This is a genomic window from Streptococcus equinus (genome assembly GCF_900104225.1).
Lineage (GTDB): Bacteria > Bacillota > Bacilli > Lactobacillales > Streptococcaceae > Streptococcus > Streptococcus equinus_D.
The window spans coordinates 1-2,288 of record NZ_FNJK01000016.1; the positions used below are offsets into that span (position 1 = coordinate 1).

At 32.9% G+C, this 2,288-nt stretch carries 3 protein-coding genes; all 3 read right to left on the bottom strand.

Annotated features, from left to right (window positions below; translation table 11 throughout):
* Window positions 1-782: DUF6572 domain-containing protein (locus tag BLP98_RS09495; RefSeq protein ID WP_074483001.1), on the bottom strand; the 782-nt coding region annotated here is incomplete at its 3' end.
* A gap of 34 nt (window positions 783-816) precedes the next feature.
* Window positions 817-1,242 carry a hypothetical protein gene (locus tag BLP98_RS09220; RefSeq protein WP_074483002.1) on the bottom strand — a complete coding sequence of 142 codons (426 nt, stop codon included), beginning with the start codon at window positions 1,240-1,242 and terminating at the stop codon, window positions 817-819.
* A gap of 26 nt (window positions 1,243-1,268) precedes the next feature.
* A partial coding sequence (locus BLP98_RS09425) for a hypothetical protein (protein WP_074483003.1) occupies window positions 1,269-2,288 on the bottom strand: 1,020 nt, incomplete at its 5' end.

Here is a 2,288-nt window from a genome sequence, read left to right on the forward strand (position 1 = left end):
CCATTTTTAGTAGGGTGGTACTTAAAGCAAGCTTGAATGATGATTTTATCGAAGGGGCCATTATATCTGTCTGTATACTGTTTATTTTCGATGAAACTGATGTAATGATTTAATTTATCTTGGAGTTTTGATAAGTGTTCATACTCAGAGGAAATATCCCATGGGGTTTCATCAGGAAGAATTAATTCAAGATTGTTGTTATCCATGCCATAGTAATCAACAATAGTCGGTTCGAGTTTTCCGATAACACTTCTTGTTAATTTTTCAAATTCTTCTTTAGTAAACAGAGCTTTGTTCGCCTCATAGTTTTTAAAAATTAATTCTGGGTGTTGTCGTAAGAATTGACGCCCAATTTCTTCTAAATCTGTTTTTTCCCATGTATTACATACAAGATAATCCATAACCTCTAAAGCATCTTTATCAGATTTTAAAGCTTTATCCCTTAATTCCTTTGTAATTGGAAAAGTGAGTTGGCGTTCTATTAAATCACCAGAAGAAAATTTCATTTCATACTTTCCATTTTCTTCATAAATCACAAAATCATTTCCTTTGTGGGTGATAACATCTGTTTTGTTAAAATTCTTTAATTCTTCATCTTTTGGCCAGCGCTTATTCTCTGCGTAAAACATTACTTCAAGGCCATCTTTGTCAGATTTCAAAGCTTTATCCCTTAATTCCTTTGTAATTGGAAAAATTAAATTCTTTTTTCCACGTGACCAACTAATAATATATTGGTCATCCAATTTGGATAAAACAAAATTTTTTTTATTGATAATTTCCATAAGAATTAGTTCCAGTTATTTTCATACTTTACTTTTAATTCTCTTTCGAAAAATTTAAATCATATACAATTTCTGAAGTTCCGCTTCTAGGGTCGTATTCTGATGTTATTTTCATACTTGAGAATTGATAGATAATTCCCCAAGATTTTTTATCTGTAGGTTCTCCATAATTTTTTAAAAGCCATTTTATATGACGTTCATTGGTATTTTCAATCACTGAATAGATTGGGTTATCTTGCTTTTTCATGGCTATAAGTATTACTTTTGATAATTCTCTTTTTTTGAAAATAAGAATAAAACGAAAACGCATTTCCTTATAAACAATTGCGTGTTTACTACGTAAGATTAGATTATCAATTTTGTTATCTTTTGGTTTTTCAAATAATTCTTTGACATCGTTTGTTAAGTCATCATATTTTTTATTTGCTGTTAATTGATGATTGAAAATTTCTAGTTCCATATGTTCCTCCATTGTTAGCAACATAATTAATAAATGCTACTAATCATTGCATTGTATTCATCTACTGAAATTTTATGGTTGTGAAGCGGCATGGATTTTCCATGTTTTAGTTGGCCTAAGCTAATTTTATTTTCAATATCTTTAATGAAATATTGAGGTGCTCCTCCTGAACCAAATTGTGGATTCGCTATTGTTTTCTCTCCATATGCAGCTACTAAATCATTATTTACAGTATATTCGGTCACTTTTATACGATATTCAGCATAATCGGATAATTCTTCAGCTTCAGTATCATAGTAAGGCATTATTTGTAAACTTTTAGATAGTTTTTGAGAATCGTAAGACGATTTTTTAACAGCTTCGGATGTGGTTGCATATCCTGAGTGGGTATTATTAGCAACCTCATAGTCAGATTCTAAAATATAAACTTTATCCCCCTTGACTAGTTTTATATCAACATAATCATCAACTCCGAGATACATCCCCATACCCTGCCAAGATTTTGCTTGAATTGAAGGAGAAATATCTTTAGGTACTTTGACAATTTCTTTACCACTCTTAGTAAATTTATTAGTTTTTATTATTTCTAATTCACGGTTTATTTCTTCCGAAACCTTCACCCCATCTTCAACTTTTCCAACGGTTGAGGCGACTTCGCCGGCGTCGGCGAGTTTGGTAAGGTTGCTTGCTTCGTCGACGTATTTGAGTTTGCCAACAGCAGCAGGGCCGACAAGTGTGGCAACGTCAAAGACGTAGCCACCGATTTCAAAGGTGTTTCCTGATGCGATGTTATGAATGACATCGCTAGTAGAATCTTCAATACCTTTATAGACAGTCTTCCAAGCTTTAGGGTCGCGTTTAATTAAATCCCCGGCAAATCCAATTACAGCTTGTACATTATCACAAGTACCTGTAAGGTCATCTTTAATCCATTGAGGTGTTTCTCGGTGCAAAACATATTTGTTTTCTAAGTCTAGAAGGGCTTCTTGTTCTAAATTTATTATTTGAACGGCACCGATTGCTAAGTCCCCGACAGTTTCACAGGC

What these genes read in the sequence shown, in the direction of transcription:
- BLP98_RS09220 (WP_074483002.1), bottom strand. Translation starts at nt 1,242, where the DNA reads ATGGAACTAGAAATTTTCAATCATCAATTAACAGCAAATAAAAAATAT.